Annotated in this window: 1 protein-coding gene; it reads left to right on the top strand. The window is 64.9% G+C overall.

The window, feature by feature from the left end; translation table 11 throughout:
* Nucleotides 1–345, top strand: a 345-nt coding sequence (locus tag AAE029_RS36265; RefSeq protein WP_371077773.1) for a hypothetical protein, incomplete at both ends; no start/stop codon positions are given.

Raw genomic sequence — 345 nt, 5'->3', positions numbered from 1 at the left:
CGACCGACCAGATCGGTGCTCTGAGCTCCGCTCAGGCTGAAGCGCTGAGCTCGGCACAGGTGGCGGCACTCACCTCGACGCAAGTAGCAGCTCTAGCCTCCGAAGATATCGCCGCCTTCTCGACGGCCGACATCGCGGCGCTCACGGTTACCGCCCTGTCAGGTCTCTCCACGGACAATGTCGCGGCGCTGTCCACCGATCAGACCGCAGCACTGAAGACTGCCCAGGTCGCGGCGCTCAAGTCCGACCAGATCAAAGCCCTCACCAGCGCCCAGGTCGGTGCCCTGAGTTCGTCCCAGATCGGCGCCCTGACCTCCACGCAGTTGAAGACGCTCAGCACGGACA

The organism is Sinorhizobium sp. CB7 (assembly GCF_041357635.1).
Lineage (GTDB): Bacteria > Pseudomonadota > Alphaproteobacteria > Rhizobiales > Rhizobiaceae > Rhizobium.
This window is presented reverse-complemented; position numbering and strand designations above follow the sequence as displayed.